Origin of the sequence: Microbacterium lushaniae (assembly GCF_008727775.1) — a bacterium.
GTDB lineage: Bacteria > Actinomycetota > Actinomycetes > Actinomycetales > Microbacteriaceae > Microbacterium > Microbacterium lushaniae.
Map to the genome: position 1 here is coordinate 2895518 of NZ_CP044232.1, position 23006 is coordinate 2918523.

The window sequence follows — 23006 nt, forward strand, 5'->3', positions numbered from 1 at the left end:
GGGGAAGATCCGCTATTGTTCGCGACCCGGGAAGCCGCCGCCGTCCGCAGCTGCCGCAGCTGCCGCAGCGACGGCGTACCGGCGCGGGGTCCCGAACCGATGGGCGGTGATCGACACCGCCTGCTCACGCAGGAACGGCAGCATCTCCACCCTGCCCGCGCTCGTGGCCGGCCCCCCGTAGAGGGCGACCGCCGGAGACCCGTCCGTCGCCGCCGCGACGTCGAGGGGCGATCCGCCCAGCAGCCGGATGCGGCCGCCTCGGCGAGCGATGCCGGCCAGCCGACGCGCCCAGGCCGCGGAGCCCTCGGTGTGCGCGGCGACCCCGAGCCCTTCCAGCCAGGCCCGCACCGCCGGTGAGGGGTCGGTCGCGGTGCTGACGGTGAGGTCGGCGCCCGCGCGCGCGCCGGCGGCGACCACGCGCACCAGCGACTGCCACGGCGCATCCTCGAGCCGCACCGTCACCGCAACGGCGGCGTAGCGGAGGACGTTCTGCTCCACCGCGAGCCCGGAGATGTCGCGGGCGAGTCCGAACTCCTCGCGCCACGCCCGTTCATCCGTCGCCAGGGCGGCGGACAGCCAGGCCCGGTCATCTTGGGGCACAGCCGCGAGCGCCGTCGTGGCGAAGGCGTCGAGGCGGCCGCCTGCGGAGGGCGCTGCATCCGTCCACGTTCCGAATCCGAAGAGGTAGCTCGGGCCGCCGGCCTTGGTCCCGGCCCCCACGGCCGACTTCTTCCAGCCACCGAAGGGCTGCCGCTGCACGATCGCGCCCGTGGTGCCGCGGTTGACGTAGGCGTTGCCCGCCTCGACGGTGCGCAGCCACGTCGCGATCTCCGCCTCATCCAGCGAGTGCAGGCCCGAGGTCAGCCCGTAGTCGATGGCGTTGACGAGCGCGACGGCTTCTTCGAGCGTCGCTGCGGACATGACTCCCAGCACCGGCCCGAAGTACTCCGTGAGATGGAACTCGCTTCCCGGCTGCACGCCCACCCGGATGCCCGGGGTCCACAGCGCGCCCTCCTCGTCCAGGCGACGCGGTTGCACGAGCCAGCGCTGACCGGGCTCGAGCGTCGTGAGCGCGCGCAGCAGCTTTCCCTCGGCCGGGCCGATGAGCGGTCCGATGCGGCTGGCGGGGTGCCACGGCATCCCCACGTCCATCGAGGTGACCGCATCCACGAGCTGCTGGCGGAAGCGGTCGGAGGTCGCGACCGAACCCACCAGGATCACGAGCGAGGCCGCGGAGCACTTCTGGCCGGCATGGCCGAACGCCGAGAACGCGACGTCTCTGGCGGCGACGTCGAGATCGGCGCTGGGGGTGACGATGATGGCGTTCTTGCCGCTGGTCTCGGCCAGCAACGGCAGATCCGGCCGGAAGGAGCGGAACAGCGCCGCCGTCTCGTACGCGCCGGTGAGGACGACGCGCTGCACCGCCGGGTGCGCGATGAGCCGTCGCCCGAGCTCCCGGTCTTCCAGCTGCACGTACCGCAGCACCTCGCGCGGGACACCCGCCTCCCACAGCGCCTCCACCATGACCGCCCCCGCCCGGCGCGACTGGCCGGCGGGCTTGATGACGACGGCGCTTCCGGCGGCGAGGGCGGCCAGGGTGGAGCCGGCCGGGATGGCGACGGGGAAGTTCCACGGCGGGGTGACGACGGTCAGCGCCACCGGGGCGAATTCGGCACCGTCCACCTGGCCGAGGCGTCTGCCCTGCTCGGCGTAGTAATGCGCGAAGTCGACCGCCTCCGACACCTCCGGATCGCTCTGCTCGACGACCTTGCCGCACTCGGCGCCCATGACCTCGATGAGGTCGGCGCGGCGGGCCTCGAGCACGTCGCCGGCGCGATGGAGGATCTCGGCGCGTGCATCGGCGCCCAGGGCGCGCCATGCCTCGCCGGCGGCGGATGCGCCCTCGAGGATGGCCTCGAGCTCGGAGGCCCCGGTGACCACGTGCGCGGCCGCCGTCTCCGCGCCCAGGCGGGACGACGTCATCCGGTCGACGATGCCGGCGGCCCACTCCCGGTTCGACGCGATCGACGGATCGGAATCCGCCGCGTTGCGGAATCCGTCACGCGGCGCCGGCTCGGCCGGAGCGCGGCGGTCCTGCACGCGTCGGGGCTCGGGCACGCCGGCGGGCATGTCGGCGAGAGCGGCGAGGAAGCGGTCGCGTTCGCGGGCGAACAGGCCCGCGTCGGCGTCGAGGTCGAACACGGCCGACATGAAGTTCTCCCCCGACGCTCCCTCCTCCAGGCGCCGGATGAGATAGGCGATCGCGACATCGAACTCCTGCGGGTGCACGACCGGGGTGTACAGCAGGATCGAGCCGACCGTGCGCCGAACGACGGCGGCCTGAGCGGTGGCCATCCCCAGCAGCATCTCCACGTCGATGCCGCCGGTCACGCCGCGGCGCTCGGCCAGCAGCCACGCCAGGGCGATGTCGAAGAGGTTGTGCCCGGCGACCCCGATGCGCACGTGCGGGGTGTGCTCGGGGCGCAGTGCGTAATCGAGCACCGCCTTGTACGACGCATCCGTCGCCTGTTTGGTGGGCCAGGTGGCCAGGGGCCAGTCGTGTACGTCGGCGTCCACCCGCTCCATGGGGAGGTTGGCGCCCTTGACCACTCGCACCTTGATGGGTGCACCGCCGGCGGCGACCCGCTCCGTCGCCCACTCCTGGAGCCGCATCATCGCGCCCAGCGCGTCGGGGAGGTACGCCTGCAGGACGATGCCCGCCTCGAGGCCGTGGAACTCCGCTTCGCCCAGGACCCTCATGAACACCGCGAGGGTGAGGTCGAGGTCTTTGTACTCCTCCATGTCGAGGTTGACGAACTTGCCGCCCTCCGCGGCCAGCCGGTACAGCGGCCGCAGCGCGTCGACGGCGTCGGTCACGGCATCCTCGAACGCCCACGGTGTGTGCGGGGCCACCGTCGACGACACCTTGATCGAGACGTAGTCGACGTCGTCGCGGGCGAGCAGGCGGCGCGTGCCCTCCAGCCGCCGCGCGGCCTCGCGCTTGCCCAGGATGGCCTCGCCGAGGAGGTTGACGTTCAAGCGGATGCCGCTGTCCGCAGCCCCGCGGATGCGCGTGATCGAGCGCCCCAGGCGGCGGTCGGTGGCGTCGACGATGAGGTGACGGACCATTGCGCGCAGCGCGCGGCGGGCGACGGGGACGACCACCGCCGGCAGCACGGGGGCAGCCAGCGCGCCCACGCGGATCGCGGCCTTGAGGTACCACGGCAGGAAGGCCGGGATGAGGGGCGTGAGGGCGGCGAGGTTGCGGGCTGCCACGCGCAGATCCTCCGGGCGCACGACACCGTCGACGAAGCCGACGGTGAAGTCCAGCCCGCGCGGGTCACGCAGCACCCCGGCCAGGCGCTGGGCGGAGACATCGGCCGGCTCCGAGCGGCTGACTTCGAGCCATTCGCGCACGAGCGCGATGGCCTCCTCGGCGAGATCGGCCGGGGCGACGGCGCGAAGGGGAGAATCGGCGAGCGACATGCGGGCCTCCTGGGGATGAGCCCAGTCTCGTCGGCGCAACCGTTCGAGAGAAGCGATGGATTACGATCGGTACCGTTCGACACAAGCGATGGGTGGCTGGAGTGTTCGATCTGCGGCGGTTGCGCCTGCTGTACGAGCTGTCGGTGCGCGGCACCCTTGCCGCCGTGGCCGAGGCCCTCGCCTACAGCCCGTCGACGATCTCGCAGCAGCTGGCGCAGCTCGAACGCGAGGCAGGAGTGCCGCTTCTCGAACCCGACGGGCGCCGCGTGCGGCTCACGGCACACGGCGAAGCACTCGCCGCCCACGCCGCCGTCATGCTCGAGGCGGACGAGCAGGCGCGCGCAGAGCTCGAGCGCCTGCAGCCGGCGCACGCTCCCGTCCGGCTCGCCGCGATGCAGTCAGCCACCCACGGACTGGTTCCCGTCGCCCTGCGGTCGCTGAGCGTGGCAGCGCCGGAGCTCCGCGTGGAGGTTGTCGAGCTGGCTCCGGAAGAGGGCCTGTTCGAGCTGGCCGCGCGCGGCTTCGATCTGGTCGTGGCCGAGCAGTACCCCGGGCACACTCGGGAGCACCGCGCCGGCATCGAACGCACGCTGCTGGGGCGCGACGCGATCCGCCTCGCCGTCGCCCCGGACGAGGCGACGACCGATCTGGCCGCGCTCGCGGATCGCGCATGGGTCATGGAGCCGCGGGGCACGGCAGCCCGGCAGTGGGCCACCCAGCAGTGCCGGGCCGCCGGCTTCGAGCCCGACGTGCGGTTCGAGCTGGCCGACCTCACCGCCCACGTGCGACTGATCGCAGCCGGAGTGGCGGTGGGGATGATCCCCGACCTCGTGTTCGCTGCCTCACCTCCGCCCGTCCGGCTCGTCGACCTTCCCGGTGAGCCCCGCCGTGACATCTTCACCGCGGTGCGCCGCGGCTCGCGGGGGCGACCGGGCATCCAGGCGGTTCAAGCCGCGCTCGCCGATGCCTTCGCCGTCACCCCCGGGGTCAGACCGCCGCCGCCGGGGAGTGGCGCTGCCACGGGTGTCAGTGGCCGTGTTCCCTGGCCATGAGCCAGGAGGCGCGCCCGCTGATCTTCGCGTCGATGACCAGCGGACGGTCTCGGCCTGACTCGAGCCATGCGGTCACGCCGCCGAGGTCGTCGAGGGATCGCACCGTGATGGCGTCGCATCCGTAGCCTCGGGCGATGGCGGCGATGTCGGTGTCGGGGAAGCGGACGATCTCCTGCTCACGCGGGGTGGAATCCGGGAAGAGGTGGATCTCGGCGCCGTAGGCACTGTCGTTGTACGCGACGATCACCATGCCGAGGCCGAGCCGCACCGCGGTCTCGAGCTCCACGGCGCCCATCAGCAGCGACCCGTCGCCGGTGCCCAGGACCGGCATCCGGTCGGGTCGCGCGACGGCGGCGCCGATCACGCTGGCCAGGCCCAGGCCGATCGACTGGAACGACAGCGGCAGGACGTAGCCCTCATCGTCCGGCACGCGGAAGTGCGCACCGGGGTAGGCGTTGACGTTGCCGCCGTCGACGACGACGACCCGCTCGGAGGGCAGCATCGCATCCAGGGCGTTCGTCAGCGCAGCCGGATCCACCAGCCCGGGCTCGTCGACCTCGGGGATCTCCTGGTCTACCCAGTAGCGCGCAGCGCGGATGCGCTCGGCGACGTCCGGCGTGCGGTATCCCGCGCCGGTCCTGGCCGTCGCATCCAGCGCCTCGCGTGCCGCGCGGGCCACGGCACCGGCGTCGCCGACGATGCCGAGATCGACGAGCCGGTGCTTGCCGATCGCCTCCACGCGGTCATCGACCTGCACGACCTTCGCCGTGTCGAGGAGCGTGCCGCCGCGTGTCGTCCAGTTGTTCAGGGCGACGCCGAAAGCGACGATGAGGTCGGCCTCGCGGACGAGCTCCGCCGCACTGTCCGTCGCGAACCCGCCGACGATGTCCAGCGCCCACTCGTCGCCCTCGAAGATGCCGCGTCCGCCGCCGGAAGCGATGAGCACGGCGCCCGCTGCCGCCGCGAGTTCGCGGATGACGCCCTTGGCCGCCCGCGCTCCTCGGCCGCCGATGATCACGGGGCGCTCGGCGCCGGCGAGCAGCTGGGCGAGCTCCGCCGCATCCGCCTGCGAGATCGCCGGCTTGGGGACGCGGAGGTTGGAAGCCGGACGGTCGCCGGGGTACGCGATCTCCTGGTCCTGGATGTCGATCGGCAGCGACAGGACGACCGTGGTGCGCTCGATCTGGGCGACCCGGAAGGCCCGCGCCGCATCCGCCAGTGCCGTCTCGGCGGAGTGAAGACGCATCGGGGTCGCTCCCAGCGCCTGCACCGCCGCGTCCTGGTCGATGTGGAAGTTGGACGTGACGTCGCCCACCGCCGTGTCGGCTGCCAGCACGAGCAGCGGGGTGTGGCACTTGGCGGCCTCGGTGATCCCGGTCAGGGCGTTGGTCAGCCCGCAGCCCTGGTGCAGGCTCAGCGCGCTGACCTCGCCGGTGATGCGGGAGTAGGCGTCGGCCATCGAGGCGGCGCCGGCCTCGTGGCGGGAGGCCACGAAGCTCGCACCGGATTCGATGAGCGCATTGGTCACGCGGAAGTTCCCGCTGCCCACCACCCCGAACACCTGCGAAATGCCCAGCTCGGCGAACATGCGGCCGAGCGCATCGGAAACCCTCATCATCTGCGTCACTGCACTGAATCCTTTTCTCAGATCGTCGGTGACCTGGTCTCTACGCTAGAGAGCACTCCGATGTTCGTCAAATGAATAGAAGACATCTCCCTTATGCCTGTGGTGAATAATAGCGAAGTGGCCGCGAGTATCGATCTCAACCTTCTCCGCACGTTCGTCGAGGTCTTCCGTGCGGGGAACCTGACCGCGGCCGCCGAGTCGCTGCGGGTGTCGCAGCCGGCTGTCAGTCACGCGCTGCGTCGCCTGCGCGCGCATTTCGACGACCCGCTGTTCGTCCGAACGGGGTCGGGAGTGCGTCCCACCCGGCGCGCGCACGACCTGTACGCCGAGATCAGCGGACCGATGTCCCACCTGCTCGCCAGCACGGAGGACGGCACGCGCTTTGACCCCGACACGTCGCACCGCCGGTTCCGGATCGCGCTCACCGACCTGGGCGAGGCCCGGCTGCTCCCGCGCATCCTGGTCGCGACGGGAGCCGCAGGATCGGGGATCTCGATCGAGGTCGTGACGCTGGACATCGACACCGTCACGCGGGACATCGTCTCGGGCGACATCGACGCGGCGATCACCAGTTCGCCCGTCTCCGGCCCGGTCGATCAGGAGGTCCTCTTCCAGGACCGCTACGGCTGCCTGGTGCCGAGCGACCTGGACGACGACGACGGACGCATCAGGGTCGAAGACCTCCGGCGCCTGCCCGAGGCCCGCGTGGGGGCCTCGGCCGGTCACCGCGCCATCACCGACGCCGTCACGACGATCGGCGCCGGCGTGCTCTCTCCGGTGGCGCACGTGGAGGTCACCCGGTTCACCGCGTTGCCCTGGATCGTCGCCCACTGCGGGTTCGTCGCGATCGTGCCCGTCGACGCGTTCCGCACGCTCACTGTCCCGACCGGGGCGAAGCTGCTGGAGCTGCCCTTCCCCTCCCCCACGACCTCCGTGCATCTCGTGTCGCACCAGGACGCCGGCGCAGCGACGGCGACGGCGTGGTTCCTCGACACCATCCGCTCCACGCTGGCGGCATGAGGAAAGCCCCGGGCCTGGGACCCGGGGCTTTGCTGTCTTCGGTGGCGAGTGAGGGATTCGAACCCCCGAATGCTGAGCAGTCTGATTTACAGTCAGATCCCTTTGGCCGCTTGGGTAACTCGCCGGGTGCGCATCCGCCCGGCTTGTGCAGTCGACCGGAGGCGCGATCCCCCATATTACCTCCCCGCGACCGGCGCACCGAATCACCAGATCAACCCGCCGAAATCAGGCGAATCGCCCAGATCAGGACGGATGCAGCGCACAGCGTCCTGATTCCGGCGATTCTCCTGATTTCGGCAGCCGCGGCGGGGCGGCCGGACGGGTGTCAGGTGCCGATGCGGTCCATGTCGCGGCCCTCGAGCGCACTCGGGACGCGCAGGAGCGCGCCCTCGAATCGGCACGTGGCCGCCGCGACGTCCATGGCGCGCTCGAGCACGGCGCCCCATTCGTCCGCGCCGGCGGGCATGCCGTCCTGCAGCAGCGCGACGGTCGCAGCCAGCACGGCGTCACCGGCGCCCATCGTGTCGACGATGCGCCCCGGCATGGCTGAGATCGGACGCGACACCGTGTCGGCCCCCGCGTCGATTGCGGCACCGCCCGCGCCGTACGTGGCCAGCACAGCGGCCACCCCGAGGTCGGCGATGCGGGGACGCAGCAGATCCAGCGACTCGCCGTACAGCAGCGTCGCATCGTCCTCGCCGATCTTCACCAGCACGGCGCCGGCGCAGACCCGCTCGAACCCGCGCACGAACTCCGCCCGGTCGTGCAGCATCCCCGCCCGCGGATTCGGGTCCACCGCGAGGGCGACGGATGCGGCGGCCAGCGCGTCGGCGAAGTCATCCGTCTGGGCGCGATCGTCGAACGGGAAGCAGCTGACGACCACCATCGCGGCATCCGCGAAAGCCGCGCGCTCGGCATCGCCGAAGCGGATGCGGCGCTTCTGGGCGGCTTCGTTGAAGACGTACTCCGGCTCGCCCGACGGCGAGCGCGTGCTGACCGCACGGGACGTGCCGAAGGGCGACGGCGTCGCGAGCAGCTCGACGCCGTAGTCCTGGAGGTAGGCGCGGATCCGTCCGCCGGGTTCGTCATCACCGACCATCGCGACGAGCGTCGTGGGAACCCCCAGGCGCGACAGCCCGACGGCGACGTTGAGCGCCGCTCCGCCGACGAACTCGCGAACGCCCTTGTCGTCGCGCAGCTCGTCGATGAGGGCATCGCCGACCACGACCACCCGGCCGCTCACGCGTGCGCGCTTTCGAGCACGCGCTCCACGAACGCCTCGGTGCGCCGGCGGGTGCCGTCGATCTTCAGGTCCACGCTCGCGCGCACCTCGTTCGGCGCGAGCGGCATCGCCAGCCGCACCGTCTCGTGGCACGACAGGTCGGCGCACATGTACGTGCCGACGCTGTCACCCGCCTCACCGGCGTGACCGGCTTTGCGCGCGGTGAACAGGGCGACCTGGTCACCGGGCTGCATCGTGTGACACAGGTTGCACAGCGCCGAGCGCGCGCGAGAGGAGCCTTCCGCCGCACGCAGGACGACTCCCAGCGGTCGGCCGTCACGCTCGGTCACCAGATAGCCCCGGCCCCGCGTCCGCGGGTCGCGCCACGCGAAGAAGTCCAGGTGGTCCCAATCTGTCAGCAGGAAATCATCGGGCATCGCGACGATCCGCCGATCGTCGCCGGCGGCGTTGACGAACGACTCGCGCACTTCTTCCTCGGTCAGAGGACGCATGGCATCACCTCGCCTCCAGTCTACGAAGACGCCCCGGCCCCGCAGGCCGACGCCGGGCCCTCCTACTTGACGCTTCCCGCCGTGAGGCCGCCGACGATGTAACGCTGCAGCGCGAGGAACAGCGCCATCGGCAGGATCGCGGAGAGGACCGCACCGGCGGCGAAGAGGCTCCAGTTGGCCGCGGTCTCCTCCGACACCAGCCGGTACAGGCCGACGGCGAGGGTCTGCTTGTCGGTGTCGACGAGCACCACGGATGCGATCACGAAGTCGTTGAGCGTGGCGATGAACGACAGCAGCCCCACCACGGCGAGGATCGGCGCCACCAGGCGCAGGATGATCGTGAAGAAGATGCGGGCGTGCCCCGCGCCGTCGATCTTGGCCGCCTCGTCGATCGACATCGGAACGGTGTTGAAGAACCCGTACATCAGATACGTGTTCACCCCCAGCGCGCCGCCGAGGTAGACCATGATGAGGCCCACCTGGGTGTTCAGGCCGATCGCCGGGAAGATGTCGGCGATCGTCGACATGAGCAGGAAGATCGCGACGAAGGCGAGCAGCTGCGGGAACATCTGCACCAGGAGCAGGCTGAGCAGTCCGATGCGACGCCCGGTGAACCGCATCCGCGAGAAGGAGTACGCCGCCAGCGCGCCGAGGAAGACGGTGCCGATCGCGGTGGCCAGCCCGATCACCATCGAGTTCACGAACCAGGCCGCGAACGGCTGCGTGGGGTTTTCGAACAGGCGCGTGAAGCTCTCCAGGCTGAACGTGCGGAACAGCCCGTTCGCCGTCAGCAGGGTCCCGCCCGGGTTCAGCGCCGCCGACAGGACGTACAGCAGGGGGAAGGCGCAGAACACCAGCATCACGATGCCGATCAGGTGGCGCCATCCGGTCTGACGGAACCACACGCCGAACGGGCGACGCGGCGTCCGGGCACCGCGGCGCCCGGAGTCGTCGGCGCGCCCCGCTGCGGCGTCTTCACTCAGCGCGCGGGCCACCTCCGGTCCGGTGCCGCCGGTCAACGCAGTCGAATCCAGCGCCATGTCAGTTCAGCTCCTCGAGTGCCTTGGTCTGGCGGAACGAGATGTAGGAGATGACTCCCACCAGGACGAAGATGATGATCGAGAACGCGCTGGCGAGCCCGAAGTCGCGCAGCTGCCCGACGAACGCGACCTTGTAGACCATCGAGATCAGGATGTCGGTGGCGCCGGCGTTGATCGAGGCGTCGGCGAATCGGGGGCCGCCGCCGGTGAGCATGTAGATCAGGTTGAAGTTGTTGAAGTTGAAGGCGAAGGACGAGATCAGAAGCGGAGCGACCGACACCAGCAGCAGCGGGAACTTGATGTACCGGAAGATCTGCCACACGCTGGCCCCGTCGACCCTGCCGGCCTCGGTGACGTCGTCGGGAATGGACTGCAGCGCGCCCGTGGTCACCAGGAACATGTAGGGGAAGCCGAGCCACAGGTTCACGATCAGGATCGCGATCTTCGCCAGCAAGGGGTCCTGCAGCCACGGGATGGAGGCGCCGCCCAAGAGCACCTGGTTGATGAAGCCGAAGTCCTGGTTGAACAGCCCCGCCCACACCAGCGCCGACAGGAAGGCCGGGAACGCGTACGGCAGGATCATGATGACGCGGTAGTACTTGCGGCTCTTCATCCGCGGATCGTTGAAGACGATCGCCAGGAACAGTCCGAGCACGAAGGTCGTCGCCACCGAGAGGAAGGCGAACACGAACGTCCAGATCGCCACGGCGATGAACGGGCCGCGGATGGATTCCTCCGTGAAGGCGCGGACGAAGTTGTCGACGCCGACCGTGACCACCCATCCCGGGAGGAGCTCGGTGCCGTCATCGGCGGTGAAGGCACCGGTCCCGATGTCGCGGTACACCACGCCGGTGCGACTGTCGGTCATCGTGTCGGCGTCGGGATCCCATTGCAGGCTCGACGTGAACAGGTAGGCGCTGGAGCCGTCGGTGGTGCGCAGGTACCCGTCGTTGGGATCGTCGGACACCGGCACCGCGATGGCCCCGATCTCCTTCTGATTCGCGATCACCTGGGCGAACTGGAGGGTGTTGTATCCCTCGGCCGCGATCGCCTTGCCGCCGCTGAACTCGGCGTCGACCGGCTCGAGCGGCGCCTCACTGTTGCCGACCTCGGCGTCGCCGGTCTCGGGGTCGGTCACCAGCAGCGAGAACACGCCGTTCTGCTCGACCACCGTGATGGGGTACGTCGCGGAGTCCTCCAGCCGCGATTGCGACTGCAGCAGGAGCGCGTTGACCGCGTCGTCCTTGCTCGAATTGTGCCCCGACCCGTAGTTGGTGAAGGCGATGTAGACCGTGTACCCGATCACGAAGATCTGGAAGACCAGGAGGAAGATCAGGCCCGGCGTCAGGTACTTCGCCGGAAGCAGGCCCGGCGTCAGGTACACGACGTTGACGGCGACCGTCACGAGCGCCACGATGCCCGCGATCACCCACTGATCGGACGCGGCGAGCACCATCGTGGCGTAGACCGCCGCGGCGTCGATGATCGCCAGCGCGGCGGTCTTCACCAGCCACACCTTCCACCCCGCCGATGCCGCTTCGGCGTAGCGCTCGGCGCGACGGTGGCGCTTGTCGGTGGCCGGGTCCCGGCGCTCGGTGGGCAGGTCGGTCTCGACCGGGGGGAGGGTCATCCTCGGGGCCTTCTCATTCGTCGGAACGTGGGGTGCGGATGGGGCGGCCCGGAGACCGCCCCATCCGTGTGGCGGGAGAGACGCGTGGTCTCAGCCGCCGATGTTGCCCTGGATGTCCTCCGCCATCTTCGTCCAGGTGGCGGCGGGGTCTTCACCCTTGAGGATGGCGACCTCGGCCACGCCCCAGAACTCCCACACGGCGCCCATCTCGGGGATGCTCGGCATCGGCGCACCTTCGGCGCCCACTGCACCGAACCCGGCGATGATCGGGTCGCTCGCGGCCTTCTCGTAGGCCGCGGTGAGGGCCGGCGGGCGGTCGCCCGCCTCGTACAGCGCCGTCTGGACCGGCTCGGTGGCCAGGTAGTTCACGAGGAACTCGTTGGCTGCGAGGGCGTTGTCCGACTTGGCGTTGAGGTAGAAGCCCTGCACGCCCACGAACGGCTTGGCCGTCTGGCCGCCGGCGGAGGGGATCGGGTCGATGGCGACGTTGATGCCCTTCGCCTCGGCGTCGGCGACGTTCCACGGGCCGGTGAGGATGAACGGCGTCTGGCCCGAGTTGAAGGCCTCCTTGGACAGGTCCTGCGTGAGGTTGAGGTTGATCGTGCCGGCCGCGCCCTGCTGGCCGAGCCACGACGCGAACGCCAGTCCGCTCTCGTCGCCGATGGTCAGCTGCGAGCCGTCGTAGCTGCCGTCGGCGTTCTGCGCGAAGACGGAGTTCCCGAAGGACGTCTCGAACGGGTACAGGTGGTACGGGTCGGCGTTGGCCGGGTCGAGGCCGACGACGAACGGGTACTGCACGCCTGCCGCGGTGCCCTTGGCGATCATGTCGTCGAACGTCGTGGGCGCCTCGGGGGCGAGGTCGACGTTGCGCATGAGGGCGAGGTTCTCGGTCGCGTACGGCAGGCCGTAGACGTTGCCATCGTTGGTGAAGGCCTGGATGGCGACCTCCTGGAACTCCGCGGCCTTGTCGCCGAGCTCGATCGGGGCGACCAGACCGTCCTGGACGAAGCCGCCCAGCCAGTCGTGCGCGCCGACGGTGATGTCGGGGCCCTTGCCCGTGGGCACCTGAGCGGCGAAGTCGGCCTGGATCTTGGTGAAGTCGCGCTGGACGAGTTCGACCTCGATGCCCTTCTCCTCCTCGAAGGCGGCCGCGACGTCCTTGAGCGCGTCCACGCGGTTCGCGTCGACCCACACGGTCAGCTTCGCCGAGGCGTCGCCCCCGCCACTCGAACCCTCGTCGTCGCCGCCGCCGGCGCATCCGGCGAGGAGCAGGGCGCTCGTCGCGAGGAGTGCGCCGAAACCGAGCGCTCCCTTGGTGTTCACCTTCATCGGTGTGTACCTCTCTGTCAGAAGGAGTCCCGCTGTCAGCACATTGGCGGACACCGTTGACCCCGGCTCGTTATGCAAGCGCTTACAGTTTGGGTGAGCAGGGGGCCGCGCGCAACGCCGCCGTCTATTCGATATCAAGACGTAATGGACCGGTCGTTCCGGAAACGCTTGCACCGTGGAGCGCCGCGCCCACGTCTTCGTGCACCCGCGCGGCTAAACTCGCGTCATGGCCGACAGCTCATTCGACATCGTCTCCAAGATCGATCGGCAGGAAGCCGACAACGCGCTCAACCAGGCCCGCAAGGAGGTCGAGCAGCGCTACGACTTCAAGGGCACGGATTCCTCGATCGAGTGGAGCGGCGAGTCCATCCTCATCAAGGCGAACTCCGAGGAGCGCGCGAAGGCGGTGCTCGACGTCTTCCAGACCAAGCTCATCAAGCGCGGCATCTCGCTGAAGAGCCTCGAGTCCGGCGAACCGACCGCCAGCGGCAAGGAGTACCGCATCGTCTCCACGCTGAAGGAGGGCATCTCGCAGGAGGATGCCAAGAAGATCGGCAAGCTGATCCGCGACCAAGCCCCCAAGACCGTCAAGTCGCAGATCCAGGGCGACGAGCTGCGTGTGCAGTCCAAGAGCCGCGACGACCTCCAGGAGGTCATCCGCATCCTCAAGGCCGCCGACCTCGACGTCGACCTGCAGTTCATCAACTACCGGTAGCGCTCGGCCGTCTTCAGCGCGGACAGCCTGCCCCGAACCGCGGGGTATGCCTATCCGACGTCCCTCCAGAAGGCGAGGATCGCGTCCGCCAGCGCGGCCGGCTGCTCGAGAGGGATGAGCGTCCGTGCACCCGTGATCGTGAGCGACCGAGCGTTCGGCGCCTGCGCGGCGGCACGCTGCGCGTCCTCCGGGCTCCAGTCGCCACGGTCGTCGGAGGCGACGAACAGGCTCGGCACCGCGATGCGCGCGAGCCGCTCCGTGACATCGCGGCGGTCGATGATGAACGAGCGCAACGCGTAGCTCATGCTCTTACGCGTCGGTCTCGCGAGGCTCTCCATCACCACACGCAGGATGCGCGTGTCCGTGGCCGAGGCATCCGTCAGCATCGCCGCGACGACGGCCTTCTCCACGGGCCGAATCGGCCCGGCCAGACGCAGCAGTGGATGCAGCAGGGCGATCTTCCGCCGGAGCTCCACAGGAACCGGCTCGACGGGTGCGCTGATCGCGATGAAGCTCCGCACCACCGACGCATCCGTGGCCAGCTCGTATCCGACATGACCTCCGAGCGCGTTACCGATCCAGTCCACCGGTCCGACTACGCCGAGCGCCTGAATGGCGTCACGCGCGGCATCGGCGGCTTCGGCGATGGTGGTGCGGCGCTGCAGAGGTTCGCTGAGCCCGAGCCCCGGCGGGTCGATCAGCACGTACTCGCGCCCCGGAGCGCCGGCCAGCAGGAGTGGCAGCAGACCGTCCCACGTGTGGCTGTCGACGAACATCGACGACCACAGCACCGTGGGAGCGCCACGGCCGACCCGCCGGACGAACAGGGGGCCGAGGCGCGTGGGCACGCGCCGAGCGTGCTCGATGAAGATCTCCACAACTTGATGTTAGCGTAACTAATATGAAAACGCGCACCTACCGTATGTCGGCCCGAGCGGATGCGGCCGAGCGAACGGCCGAGCGCATCGTGGACGCCATGCTCGCGCGGCTGCGCACCACGCCCTACGAGCGCGTCCGCCTCGAGGACGTCGCCGCCGATGCCGATGTCACCGTGCAGACGGTGATCCGCAGGTTCGGCAGCAAGGCCGTGCTCATGACGACGACGGTGGAGCGTGAGCTCGGGCGTATCGCCGCGAAACGTGAGGCGGCGGCGCGGTCGACGCCGACCGAGACGGTCCGCGCCCTCGTGGAGCACTACGAGGAGTACGGACTGCTCATCCTCAAGACCTACGCGGAGGCGCCCCTCGTACCGGGACTTCCGGAGATCGCCGCGCGCGGCCGGGCCTATCACGTGGACTGGTGCCGCCGCACATTCGCCGAGCACCTCCATCCGGGGCTGGACCAGCCGACACGCGCCCGCCGCTCCGCTCAGATCGTCGCGCTCTGCGATGCCACGACATGGCGCGTCCTCCGCGTCGACGGCGACCTCGATGCCGACACCACCGAGCGCGCACTCACCGAGCTGCTGCTCCCGCTCCTGCACGGAACCGACTCCTCGCGGGGATGAGAGCCCGACTGCCGTGCGCGGGGAACTCTCCCCTACTTCAACCCGGCAGTCGCCACGCCCTGGATGAAGTACCTCTGCAGGAAGAGGAACAGGATCAGCACCGGCAGGAGCACCACCACGGCTCCTGCGAGCAGCAGGCCGAACTCGGTGGTGTTCGACGCCTGCGAGGCCACGGCCAGCGCGACCGGCAGGGTGAAGGTGCCCTGACTCTGCGCGACGATCAGGGGCCAGAGGAAGGAGTTCCACGAGCCCAGGAACGACAGGATCGCGATGGTGGCGATCGCAGGCCCCGACAGCGGGAGGAAGATCCCGAAGAACAGGCGCCCCTCCCCCGCGCCATCCACTCGGGCCGCCTCCAGGAGTTCGTTGGGCATCGAGTAGGCGAACTGCCGCATGATGAACACCGACAGCGGCGAGACGAGGATCGGCGCGATGATGCCCGCGAGCGTGTCCACCAGCCCCAGCTGCACGATGATGAGGAACTGCGGGACGAAGATGGCCACGTACGGCACGATCCACGCGAAGATCACGACGGAGAAGATGAGGTTCTTCCCGCGGAAGTCGAGCTTGGCCAGCGCGTAGCCGGCCATCGAGCTGAGCAGCACGTTCGCCGAGACGGCCACCGCCGAGACGATGGCGCTGTTGAGGAAGTAGCGCCCGAAGCCCTCCTCCACGAACAGGTCGACGTAGTTCTGCACCGGGAACCCGCGGGGGAACCACGCGCCGGGGTCGGACATGAACTCGGCCTGGGTCTTGAACGAGCCGAAGATCACCCACACGAACGGCAGCAGGAGCGCGGCGACGACGACGATCGTCGCGGCGTACATGACCGTGGTGGCGAGGCGGGAGGTCCGGTTCAATTCTTCCCCCTCAAGAATCGGAACTGAACGACTGCCACCACCGAAACGAACGCGATCAGGATGAACGATCCCGCCATCGACGCGGCGGTGTTCCCGAAACCGAACTGCTCGTACACCCACAGCGCGATGGATCGCGTCGAGCCCAGCGGTCCGCCCGCGGTGAGGAGGTACGGCTCTTCGAAGATGCTGAGGAACGACACGGTCATGAGCACTGTCACCAGCAGAGTGGTCGGCTGCAGGAGCGGGAGCGTGATCGACCAGAACCTCCGGGGAGCAGAGGCACCGTCGACTGCGGCGGCCTCGTACACCGACTCCGGAATCGACTGGAGTCCGGCGAGGAACAGCACCATGCAGGTGCCGACGTTGCGCCACACCCCGAGCATGACGATGGCTGCCACTGCCGACGGCGGTTCGCCCAGCCAGTTCAACCCGCCCGTGCCGAGATTCTCCAGCGCCGCGTTGACGGGTCCGCGCGGTGCGAAGGCGTACTGCCAGATGACGGCGGCGGCGACGATGTTCGTGATGACGGGGAGGTACGCGGCGGCGCGGAAGAACGTGCGCAGGCGCCGGATGCCCCGGTTCAGCAGCAGCGCGAGAGCCAGGCCGAGGGCGAGGTTCAGCGGCACGCACAGCAGCACGAACATCGCCGTGTTCAGCATCGACCTCTGGAACGCCACATCCGTCAGCACGTCGACGAAGTTCTCCAGGCCGACGAACTCCACGGCCAGGGGCGTCCGGATGTCGCGAGAGGTGAGATCGGTGAGGCTCATCCCCAGCGCCGCGAGCACCGGAATCGCCGTGAAGACGGCCGTGACGAGCAGGAACGGCGCGAGGAAGAGCCATGCGGCCCGGGTCTGCGACCTCCGGACGACGCTCGAGCGCGCCCTGGGGCGGCGGGGTGACCCCCGGGCGCCGGAAGAATGGGACGGCGCCCGCCCTTCCGGCGTGGTGGTCACCGCAGCCGACATGTCTACCGTCCGACGCCGATGGACTCGGCTTCGGCCTGCGCGGTGTCCAGCGCCTCCTGGGGAGTTGCTCCACCGCGCACGACACGTTCGATCTGCTCGCCGAGGATCTTGCCGACCTGGTTCCACGTCGGCACCGCCGGGATGGGGACGCCGAACTCCATCGCCGCCCGCACCTCATCCAGCGCCTCGTCCTCCGCGATGGCGGGGTCATCCCACGCCGATTTGACCGTGGGGAGGTTGCCCATGAGCTCGAACCAGGTCAGCTGGACGTCGGGCTCGGACGCGTACTGCACGAACTTCCAGGCGGCGTCTGCGTTGTCGGCGTCTTCGGGGACGGCCCAGTTGCCGCCACCGATCGATGCTGCACGGTCGCCGTCGGGCCCGGCCGGGGGGACGAGCGCAGCCATGTTCGCGTCGAGCCACTCCTGACCGTTCGCATCCTTGATCCAACCGCGCAGCCACGGCCCGTTGAGCACTCCGGCGAGGCGGCCTTCGGTGAGATAGGCCACCGAGTCCACGGACGTCGGGCCGTCGGGCGACACGAAGCCGTCGGCGAACAACGAGCTGTAGAACTCCAGCGCCTCGACGTTCTCGGGCGAGTTGATGGTCCACGCGGAGTTGTCGTCGTCGATGATCCCCCCGCCGTTCTGGTGCGCGAACGTATCGAACTGTGCGGCGGTGTACTCATCGAACGGCACGACATAGAACCCGAGCGGGTAGGCGACCCCGGTGTCCTTGAGCGTCCGGGCGAACTCGCGGAGGTCGTCCCAGTCCTCCGGGGCGTCCACGCCTGCCGCCTCCGCCAGGTCGGCGCGGTACTGGAACACACGCGCGTAGGTGAACCACGGAACGCCGTACGCGACGTCATCCACCTGACCGGTCTCCCACACCGACTCGAAGAACGCGCTTTCATCGACGAGGCCGTCGGGCACCGGCGCGAAGGCCTCGGTCGCGAACAGGGCGGGCTGGTGCTCGGCGAAGACGTAGATGAGGTCGGGCACCGTCCCGGCCGCGATGGCCGCCGTCATCTTGGTGACGAAGTCTTCCTCGGGGATCGGCGTCATGTTGATGTCGACGTCCGGATTGTCTTCGATGAACGCGTCGAACAGCTCGGGCAGTTCTTCGCCCTCGGCTCCGGCGGCCCACAGCTCGATCGCGCCGGTCGCCGGCCCGTCGCTGATTCCCTCCGATCCGCCTGACGACCCCGCGCCGTCTTCGGCGCGGCCGCATCCGGCGAGGGTGACCGCGGTGATCGCCACCGCGGCACCGAGTCCGACCGCGCGAGACAACCCTGTCCTCGTGGTGCGCATCATGGTCGCCGTTCCTTTCCTGGTGCTCAGGTGCAGGGCGGGTGTGCAGCGCTGCGGCCCGTCCTCATGCATTGGATGTTACGTGCGCCGGCGCGCACTGCCGAGGGGGCACGGCGACGCGATACTGCCGCGCTCGACCACTTCGACGCAGGAGCAGGGAGCCGGCGCTCGCCCTTGATTGCCACGCACGAACATTGACACACGCCCGGACCTTTGTCTACCTTTCAGGCATAAGTCCGCAAATGCTGAGACGGATCCGGTGAGGGGAGGGGGTCATGACCACAGTGCTCCGGAACGCGCGGGTGGGCGGCGGAGACGTCGCCGACGTGCTGGTCGAGGACGGGATCATCACGGAAATCGGTGCGGGCCTGCACCCCTCGGCAGAGGGGGTCGAGCTCGACGGCCGCATCCTCCTCCCCGGCCTGTGGGACAACCATGTGCACTTCACGCAGTGGGCGATGGTGCAGCAGAGAGTCGATCTGTCGGGGGCGAGGTCCGCCGCAGAGGCAGCCGCGCTCGTCACCACCGCTCTGGCCTGCAGCGCCGGATCTCCGCTGATCGGGTTCGGGTTCCGCGACGGACTGTGGCCGGATACTCCCACCCGCACCACGCTGGATGACGCGGCCGGTCGCCACCCTGTCGTGCTGGTCAGCGCCGACCTTCACACCGCCTGGCTGAACTCGGCTGCCCTCGAGCGGTACGGGCATGCAGATCACCCCACCGGTCTCCTGCAGGAGGAGCCGGCGTTCGAAGTCACCCGCCGCATCGGCACGGTTCCCGATGCCACCCTCGATGCATGGGCGGCCGCTGCGGGCGTGGAGGCCGCGCGGCGGGGTGTCGTCGGTGTCGTCGACCTGGAGATGACATGGAATCTCGACCCCTGGGTCCGGCGCACCACGAACGGGTTCAGATCACTGCGGGTGGAGTTCGGCGTCTACACGCGAGACCTCGAACGCGCCATCGGGATGGGCCTGCGCACCGGGACGGCGATCAACGATCTGGTCACCGTGGGCGGGTACAAAGTACTCACGGACGGTTCGCTCAACACCCGCACGGCTTTCTGCCACGACGAATACCCGGGTCTGGAGGGACAGGCCGATTCCCGCGGACTGCTCGAAGCACCGCCTGAGCGACTCGTGCCGTTGATGCGGCGCGCGTGGGAGGCCGGGCTCGTCCCCGACGTGCACGCGATCGGCGACAGAGCCAACACGCTGGCGCTGGACGCCTTCGAGACCCTCGGGATCGGCGGACGCATCGAGCACGCCCAGCTCCTCGACGAGTCCGACTTCGGCCGCTTCGCGAAGCTCGGTGTCGTGGCCAGCGTGCAGCCCGAGCACGCCATGGACGATCGCGACGTGGCGGATCGGTACTGGGCAGGGAAGACCGCACGCTCCTTCGCGCTGAAGAGCCTGCTGGATGCCGGTGCTGAGCTGGCGCTCGGTTCTGACGCGCCCGTGGCGCCGCTGGATCCGTGGGTGACGATCGCGGCCGCCGTCGATCGTTCCCGCGACGGCCGCTCACCGTGGCATCCGGAGCAGGCGATCAGTGTGGAAGCGGCCCTGGCGGCGTCGACGCGCACGCGCGTCGAGGTCGGCCGGCCCGCCGACCTGGTCGTCGTCGAACGCGATCCCTTCGCCTGCACCGCGGACGAGCTGCGGTCGATGCCGGTGGCCGCCACCATGCTCGGGGGCCGCTTCACCCATCGGACGCTGTGACCTGCGCTGCGAGCCGGCGCGACGGCGCCTGCGCCTCGCGTATGTCGAGCCACGCGATCGCCGCGTCGTCCAGGTCGATGTCCAGCGCTGCCGTGGAGGTTCTCGTCTCGGCGAGCGTGCGCGGCCCGATGAGGGCGAACGTGGGGAACTTCTGCTTCAACACGTAGGCGAGGGCGACCGCGGTCGCGGTGACACCGAGGTTGTCGGCGAGTTCTCGCGCACGCCGGAGCCTTTCGAAGTTCTGCTCGCTGTAATAGGACTCCACCAGGATCGGATCGGACAGGTCTGCGGGGTTCGCGCGGCTGAAGAACCCCCGCGCGCCCGAAGCCCAGGCGAACAGCGGGATCTGAGCCTCCTCGAGCCACCGCTTGGACGCACGGTCGGTGACGTGCCGGCTGCCGGGGAACGGCAGCGCATGCGCTTCGGCGAGCCCGAAGTGGTTGCTCAGCGCCGTGAAGCCCTGCGTGCCGTTGGCCTGCGCGTACGCGTTGGCGGCGTCGAAGCGCTCCCGGCTCCAGTTCGATCCGCCGAAGGCGCGGATGGCCCCACTCCGGTGATAGCGGTCGAGGACGTCCACGAACTCCCCGACGGGGATCTCTTCGTTGTCGCGGTGCATGAAGTACAGGTCGATATGGTCCGTCTGCAGATCCTCGAGGGTCTCCAGCAGCTGGGACTCCAGATTCGCCGGATCGCAGTAGGGCGTGTGTGCGCCCTTGCCGATCACGAACACCTCCTCACGCACGCCCCGGTTGGCCATCCACTGCCCGAACAGCTTCTGCTGCAGCCGATCTCCGTACTCGTAGGCGGTGTCGAACGCGTTTCCCCCGCGCTCGAAGAAGTCGTCGAACACGACGCTGGCGAACCCGAGGTCGCGTTGGTTGTCGCAGCCGAAGACCAGACGCGAGATCGGTTTGTCGACGTCGGCGATCGTGCCGTAGGTCATCGTGTGCGAGCCGCGGACGAGCGGCCGCCTGCTGACGGTCGGGATGAACGCGTCGTCGCGTTCGAATGGATAGCGCACGCCCGCAGCCGCTCGCCACCGCGAGAGGAGCTGTGCCAACGCGATCGCGGTGTCCGCCGCATCCGGTGCGAACCCGGCCTCGGAGGCCGTGTGGACGGCATCCGCCTCCCGCGCGTACACGGCCGCGGGTTCGCACACCACGGTGCGGCGCCCCTCACCCGCACGCGCGACGGTGAACACCGGCCGCTCGCGTGGGGGGATCGTCCACGGCTGGGGCACCTCGATGACACCCTCCGAACCCCAGATCCGCAACGGCGGTGCGTCGGCGAGCGACATGGCGCAGGTCAGGTGGGCGGTGATCCCGTCGGCGAAGGTGAGCGAGGCGGTCGACCACTGGTCGACGCCGGAGGGGTGGATGGACGCTCGGGCGGTCAACGTGAGCGGCTCGGGCCTGCGGCCGGTCGCTGCCACGATGGCCTGCGCCATCGAGGCGGGGTAACCGCCCACGTCGAGGATCCCTCCCCCGGCCACCTCGGGGTCGAACAACCGTCCCGTGTGGCTGCCGGCCTGGAACAGATACCCGGCGTCGATGTGCTGCAGCTCGCCGATCTCCCCCTCTGCGACACGGCGCAGGACCTCTTCGGTCTGGGGGTGGTACCGATGCATGTACGCCTCGACGAGCACCACGCCCCCTCGCCGCGCAGCCTCGTGGACGGCCATCGCCTCGGCGAACGTGACGGTGAGCGGCTTCTCGCACAGGACGTGCTTGCCCGCCTCGGCGGCCCGCACGCTCCATACGGCGTGCTCGGTATGGACCGTCGAGATGTACACCGCGTCGATCTCCGGATCGGCGATCAGATCCTGATAAGACCCGTAGGCGCGGGTCTGCGCTGACCCGTGACGTGCAGCGAATGCCGCCGCTCGGGCGCCGTCGCGGCTGGCCACGGCGGCGAGCCGACCGGATGCGCTCAGCGGCAACTGCTCGGCGAAGCGTTCGGCGACCTCCCCCGGGCCGAGAATTCCCCACTTGAACACAGTCGCGCTCATGGGAGTTCCCCCTTCCGAAATGGATGGCGATCAGGCGCGGATTTCCAGCTCCGTGCCGTGCAGACGGCTGAACGCGTCCCGGCTGATGCGCGCGGATTCGAGGTCTTCGTTCGTGCTGAAGTCCTGCTCCAGCACCATGCAGCGGAAGGCGGGAAGGCCGTCCAGCGTCGTGATGATGTCCTGGATGGGGAGGATCCCCGTGCCGATCTCCACGAACGACAACGGGTTCTTCACCGCCAAGAAGCGTTCCAGCGTGATGTTTTCGCGTGGATCGACGATGCCGTCGAAGAGGTTCAGAGGCTCGGAGAACCCCCGCGGGAAGTCCTTCTGATGGGTGAGGATCACGCGGTCGGGGTACCGGTCGATCCACTCGAGCGGATCGTGGCCGCCGCGGTAGACCCAGAACGTGTCCATCTCGATCTTCACGAGCGCCGGATCGGTGTTCTGCAGGATCAGCTCGTATACGGGTGTGCCGTCGAACTCCTGGAACTCCTGGAAATGATTGTGGTAGTAGAACACCATCCCCCGCTGGGCGCACAGCTCGCCCACGCGGTTGAACGCGTCTGCGCGCCGCTTGACGTGGTCGACGTCGCCATACGGGTAGAACTCGATGTCGCATCCGATGCCGGGACTCCCGATGCCGGCATGGAAGTCGAGCGTCGGCCCGAGCTTGCCGACGTCGAGGGGGTTGATGTGGCTTCCGACGATCGAGAGCCCGTTGGCCTCGAGGACGGCGGCGAGGCGGTCGGCCGAGATCCCGAACCCGATCCCGGGATCGGTGTCCGCTTCGTGATTGGCACCTTCCACGCGGGTGAACCCGAGCTCGGCCAGGCGCGCGAGCGTTCCCTCCGCATCCACCGCCATCGCGTTCCGCACGGAGTACAGCTGAATGCCGACGTCAACGCTCATCATTGCCTTTCCGCACTCACGGGCGACGCGCCCCACGTGAATGCTGGCATCCTTTTGCCTCTTGGACAAGCAAAAGTTCTACACTTCGCGGATCCT

General features: G+C 69.3%; 18 protein-coding genes and 1 tRNA gene. 5 read left to right on the forward strand and 14 right to left on the reverse strand.

Translation table 11 applies throughout. The features are described 5' to 3' along the window. Nucleotides 1-12 precede the first annotated feature (12 nt). Nucleotides 13-3486 carry a bifunctional proline dehydrogenase/L-glutamate gamma-semialdehyde dehydrogenase gene (locus F6J85_RS13960; RefSeq protein ID WP_150925876.1) on the reverse strand — a complete coding sequence of 1158 codons (3474 nt, stop codon included), beginning with the start codon at nucleotides 3484-3486 and terminating at the stop codon, nucleotides 13-15. A gap of 101 nt (nucleotides 3487-3587) precedes the next feature. On the opposite strand from F6J85_RS13960, the gene F6J85_RS13965 reads away from it, so the two are divergent. Continuing rightward, nucleotides 3588-4538 (forward strand): LysR substrate-binding domain-containing protein, encoded by a 951-nt coding sequence (locus F6J85_RS13965; protein ID WP_150927457.1) that lies wholly within the window; start codon nucleotides 3588-3590, stop codon nucleotides 4536-4538. On the opposite strand, the gene F6J85_RS13970 is transcribed toward F6J85_RS13965, so the two are convergent. Beyond that, nucleotides 4513-6156, reverse strand: coding sequence for a thiamine pyrophosphate-binding protein (locus tag F6J85_RS13970; RefSeq protein WP_238707128.1), 1644 nt, complete (start codon nucleotides 6154-6156; stop codon nucleotides 4513-4515). The genes F6J85_RS13965 and F6J85_RS13970 overlap by 26 nt on opposite strands. Before the next feature lie 126 nt (nucleotides 6157-6282). Here F6J85_RS13970 and F6J85_RS13975 point away from each other — a divergent pair, with 126 nt between their 5' ends. Further along, nucleotides 6283-7185 (forward strand): LysR family transcriptional regulator, encoded by a 903-nt coding sequence (locus F6J85_RS13975; RefSeq protein ID WP_191906623.1) that lies wholly within the window; start codon nucleotides 6283-6285, stop codon nucleotides 7183-7185. Between the two features lie 42 nt (nucleotides 7186-7227). Here the strand turns inward: F6J85_RS13975 and F6J85_RS13980 are convergent. From F6J85_RS13980 to F6J85_RS14005, 6 genes are all read right to left on the reverse strand, one after another. Further along, a tRNA-Tyr gene (locus F6J85_RS13980) sits at nucleotides 7228-7309 on the reverse strand. A gap of 201 nt (nucleotides 7310-7510) precedes the next feature. Next, on the reverse strand, nucleotides 7511-8428 hold the full coding sequence (locus F6J85_RS13985; protein ID WP_150925881.1) for a PfkB family carbohydrate kinase: 918 nt from the start codon (nucleotides 8426-8428) through the stop codon (nucleotides 7511-7513). After that, nucleotides 8425-8919 (reverse strand): FBP domain-containing protein, encoded by a 495-nt coding sequence (locus F6J85_RS13990; protein WP_150918831.1) that lies wholly within the window; start codon nucleotides 8917-8919, stop codon nucleotides 8425-8427. The genes F6J85_RS13985 and F6J85_RS13990 overlap by 4 nt, the downstream gene beginning before the upstream one ends. A 62-nt stretch (nucleotides 8920-8981) precedes the next feature. Next, nucleotides 8982-9959 (reverse strand): sugar ABC transporter permease, encoded by a 978-nt coding sequence (locus F6J85_RS13995; RefSeq protein WP_150925882.1) that lies wholly within the window; start codon nucleotides 9957-9959, stop codon nucleotides 8982-8984. A 1-nt stretch (nucleotide 9960) separates the two neighbouring features. Then, nucleotides 9961-11589 (reverse strand): ABC transporter permease subunit, encoded by a 1629-nt coding sequence (locus F6J85_RS14000; RefSeq protein WP_150925884.1) that lies wholly within the window; start codon nucleotides 11587-11589, stop codon nucleotides 9961-9963. A 90-nt stretch (nucleotides 11590-11679) separates the two neighbouring features. Beyond that, nucleotides 11680-12918 carry a sugar ABC transporter substrate-binding protein gene (locus tag F6J85_RS14005; RefSeq protein WP_150925886.1) on the reverse strand — a complete coding sequence of 413 codons (1239 nt, stop codon included), beginning with the start codon at nucleotides 12916-12918 and terminating at the stop codon, nucleotides 11680-11682. A gap of 226 nt (nucleotides 12919-13144) precedes the next feature. On the opposite strand from F6J85_RS14005, the gene F6J85_RS14010 reads away from it, so the two are divergent. Next, on the forward strand, nucleotides 13145-13633 hold the full coding sequence (locus F6J85_RS14010; RefSeq protein ID WP_150925888.1) for a YajQ family cyclic di-GMP-binding protein: 489 nt from the start codon (nucleotides 13145-13147) through the stop codon (nucleotides 13631-13633). Between the two features lie 50 nt (nucleotides 13634-13683). On the opposite strand, the gene F6J85_RS14015 is transcribed toward F6J85_RS14010, so the two are convergent. Further along, on the reverse strand, nucleotides 13684-14511 hold the full coding sequence (locus tag F6J85_RS14015) for an alpha/beta fold hydrolase (RefSeq protein ID WP_150925890.1): 828 nt from the start codon (nucleotides 14509-14511) through the stop codon (nucleotides 13684-13686). Nucleotides 14512-14534: 23 nt separating this feature from the next. Between F6J85_RS14015 and F6J85_RS14020 the strand changes: the two genes are divergently transcribed. Continuing rightward, nucleotides 14535-15140, forward strand: coding sequence for a TetR/AcrR family transcriptional regulator (locus F6J85_RS14020; protein WP_150925893.1), 606 nt, complete (start codon nucleotides 14535-14537; stop codon nucleotides 15138-15140). Nucleotides 15141-15172: 32 nt separating this feature from the next. On the opposite strand, the gene F6J85_RS14025 is transcribed toward F6J85_RS14020, so the two are convergent. From F6J85_RS14025 to F6J85_RS14035, 3 genes are read right to left on the reverse strand one after another with little or no spacing between them, the layout of a single operon-like run. Then, entirely contained in the window at nucleotides 15173-16000 is an 828-nt protein-coding gene (locus F6J85_RS14025) for a carbohydrate ABC transporter permease (RefSeq protein WP_238706966.1), read from the reverse strand. Continuing rightward, nucleotides 15997-16956: a carbohydrate ABC transporter permease gene (locus tag F6J85_RS14030; RefSeq protein WP_238706967.1), complete on the reverse strand. Its 960-nt coding sequence runs from the start codon at nucleotides 16954-16956 to the stop codon at nucleotides 15997-15999. The genes F6J85_RS14025 and F6J85_RS14030 overlap by 4 nt, the downstream gene beginning before the upstream one ends. A 14-nt stretch (nucleotides 16957-16970) precedes the next feature. Further along, entirely contained in the window at nucleotides 16971-18281 is a 1311-nt protein-coding gene (locus F6J85_RS14035; protein WP_191906624.1) for an extracellular solute-binding protein, read from the reverse strand. Between the two features lie 272 nt (nucleotides 18282-18553). Here F6J85_RS14035 and F6J85_RS14040 point away from each other — a divergent pair, with 272 nt between their 5' ends. After that, a complete protein-coding gene (locus F6J85_RS14040) occupies nucleotides 18554-19993 on the forward strand; it encodes an amidohydrolase (protein ID WP_150925899.1) in 1440 nt (479 codons plus the stop codon). Here F6J85_RS14040 and F6J85_RS14045 read toward each other — a convergent pair. Continuing rightward, nucleotides 19974-22001, reverse strand: coding sequence for an aldo/keto reductase (locus F6J85_RS14045; RefSeq protein ID WP_150925901.1), 2028 nt, complete (start codon nucleotides 21999-22001; stop codon nucleotides 19974-19976). The two genes, F6J85_RS14040 and F6J85_RS14045, sit on opposite strands and share 20 nt — an antisense overlap. A 30-nt stretch (nucleotides 22002-22031) precedes the next feature. Then, entirely contained in the window at nucleotides 22032-22910 is an 879-nt protein-coding gene (locus F6J85_RS14050; protein ID WP_191906625.1) for a sugar phosphate isomerase/epimerase family protein, read from the reverse strand. Between the last annotated feature and the right edge of the window lie 96 nt (nucleotides 22911-23006).

Bases quoted from the DNA above. Each gene is read 5' to 3' on its own strand.
- F6J85_RS13960 (WP_150925876.1), bottom strand. From the start codon at position 3,486: ATGTCGCTCGCCGATTCTCCCCTTCGCGCCGTCGCCCCGGCCGATCTC.
- F6J85_RS13970 (WP_238707128.1), bottom strand. From the start codon at position 6,156: ATGATGAGGGTTTCCGATGCGCTCGGCCGCATGTTCGCCGAGCTGGGC.
- F6J85_RS13990 (WP_150918831.1), bottom strand. From the start codon at position 8,919: ATGCGTCCTCTGACCGAGGAAGAAGTGCGCGAGTCGTTCGTCAACGCC.
- F6J85_RS13995 (WP_150925882.1), bottom strand. From the start codon at position 9,959: ATGGCGCTGGATTCGACTGCGTTGACCGGCGGCACCGGACCGGAGGTG.
- F6J85_RS14000 (WP_150925884.1), bottom strand. From the start codon at position 11,589: ATGACCCTCCCCCCGGTCGAGACCGACCTGCCCACCGAGCGCCGGGAC.
- F6J85_RS14005 (WP_150925886.1), bottom strand. From the start codon at position 12,918: ATGAAGGTGAACACCAAGGGAGCGCTCGGTTTCGGCGCACTCCTCGCG.
- F6J85_RS14010 (WP_150925888.1), top strand. From the start codon at position 13,145: ATGGCCGACAGCTCATTCGACATCGTCTCCAAGATCGATCGGCAGGAA.
- F6J85_RS14020 (WP_150925893.1), top strand. From the start codon at position 14,535: ATGAAAACGCGCACCTACCGTATGTCGGCCCGAGCGGATGCGGCCGAG.
- F6J85_RS14035 (WP_191906624.1), bottom strand. From the start codon at position 18,281: ATGATGCGCACCACGAGGACAGGGTTGTCTCGCGCGGTCGGACTCGGT.
- F6J85_RS14040 (WP_150925899.1), top strand. From the start codon at position 18,554: ATGACCACAGTGCTCCGGAACGCGCGGGTGGGCGGCGGAGACGTCGCC.
- F6J85_RS14045 (WP_150925901.1), bottom strand. From the start codon at position 22,001: ATGAGCGCGACTGTGTTCAAGTGGGGAATTCTCGGCCCGGGGGAGGTC.
- F6J85_RS14050 (WP_191906625.1), bottom strand. From the start codon at position 22,910: ATGAGCGTTGACGTCGGCATTCAGCTGTACTCCGTGCGGAACGCGATG.